This is a genomic window from Nodularia spumigena CCY9414 (assembly GCF_000340565.2).
GTDB classification, from domain to species: domain Bacteria; phylum Cyanobacteriota; class Cyanobacteriia; order Cyanobacteriales; family Nostocaceae; genus Nodularia; species Nodularia spumigena.
On record NZ_CP007203.1, the window covers coordinates 1,698,010 to 1,699,484 of the forward strand.

A 1,475-nucleotide genomic window follows, 5' to 3' on the forward strand; every position below is an offset into this window, starting at 1 on the left:
CCCTGAAAGCAGAACAAATGTGGCAGAGAAAAGTCAATTGGCGAACTGCTATGGCTTATGATGCCACCAAAGTTATTATCGAAGGACTGAAGCGAAATACAAATCGTGAAGAATTACCAAAAGAACTACACAAAAACATACCAATATGTGGATCAACTGGTGAAATTAGTTTTCAATCAGGTGAACGTCGGCAACCGCAAGCTTTTATCATCAAAGTTGTTGAGGATAATGATACTGGCTATGACTTTATCTTAGATTCAACAGCAGAAAACAATTCTGGAAAAAGTTGCAACAACCAATAGTAAAGAGAAGTGAAGAAAGTTCAAACCTTAAATTTTTTCGATTGAGGTTTGTGTGAATTGAGAAGGCAATTAGAATATACAGCAGTTTTCATTTTGGTAGGTACGTTCGGGCGGGCAGGATGCCCACCCCACAAGAGTTTCACTGTTCCTCCTTGTACCTTATCTACCTGCAACCTACTGTAAATGTAAAAGTAAACACTGTGTTAAAAGTTTTAAATGTCTCGTTATGCAGCCAGTATGTTACGGGTTATCTCCCTCTGGATGGTATCAAATTACTGAGGGTATGAAGCACCGAAGAAAACACCAAAACTATTTAATGTCTGATTTGTCAGTATTTATCAGGTTTTGGGTTTCAGAGCAGCAGAATGCAAACTCTGATTTGATATTCCAACGCTGACCGTCATGAAGTAGCAGTGTTAAATTTTCCGCCATAAAGTTAAAATCTAAGGAACGTTGGACAAATTCTGGCCAAGCAGCTCTAAAATTTTGTTTTGTTAAATCCCGAAATGCAACTGTGAGATGGGGGGTAAAGGGGCGAGTTTGAGATGTTTTATCAACAATTTCTAAATTATTTTCTACATAAGCCATTAATTCAGCTTGCAATGTCAAAAGTGCTTGACTTTTAACTACATCTATGTATATGACGCGGGGAGGAAAAGCTGCATAACCGTTGAGTGTAATTGGTATTGACTGTTGTTTATGAGCAAAGTCTTTCAGGGCTGCTTCTAGCTGTGGAATGTTAGCATCTGACCATTCAAAGGGCGGTTGCAAGGTAATATGAGGCGGCGACTTTTGGGCCCCACAACTGGCATAATGATCAGCGAAGTGCTGTTTAATTTCGTTGGCGTAGTCCTGAATGTGCTGTGGTGGTAGCAGGGCGATGAAAAAACGGCTCATATAAGTTGATGTTGAACAGCGAAGCTTAAAGAATATTACAAATATATATACGATACAAAAATCAAGAGGTTGCCCGCAAATGCCTTTGTTCGTCAAAATTGAAGCTGGTAAAGTCGATAAACCGATTTTTGACCAATACGTACCCGCCCATAAAGCCTATGTTGAAGATTTGATTGCCAAAGGACACAAAGCCAGAACAGGCTATTGGGCAGGAGACAGGGGGGGAATGTTGATCTTTGAGGCGGTTTCTATGGATGAAGCCCAAGCAATTGTGGC

At 40.1% G+C, this 1,475-nt stretch carries 2 protein-coding genes and 1 pseudogene; 2 read left to right on the forward strand and 1 reads right to left on the reverse strand.

Annotated features, from left to right (window positions below):
* Window positions 1–302 (forward strand): annotated as a pseudogene (locus tag NSP_RS07480) (hypothetical protein); the annotation flags it as partial.
* Between the two features lie 309 nt (window positions 303–611).
* Here the strand turns inward: NSP_RS07480 and NSP_RS07485 are convergent.
* On the reverse strand, window positions 612–1,199 hold the full coding sequence (locus NSP_RS07485; protein WP_006197313.1) for a 2'-5' RNA ligase family protein: 588 nt from the start codon (window positions 1,197–1,199) through the stop codon (window positions 612–614).
* Window positions 1,200–1,278: 79 nt separating this feature from the next.
* Here NSP_RS07485 and NSP_RS07490 point away from each other — a divergent pair.
* Window positions 1,279–1,475: YciI family protein (locus NSP_RS07490; RefSeq protein ID WP_017803949.1), on the forward strand; the 197-nt coding region annotated here is incomplete at its 3' end.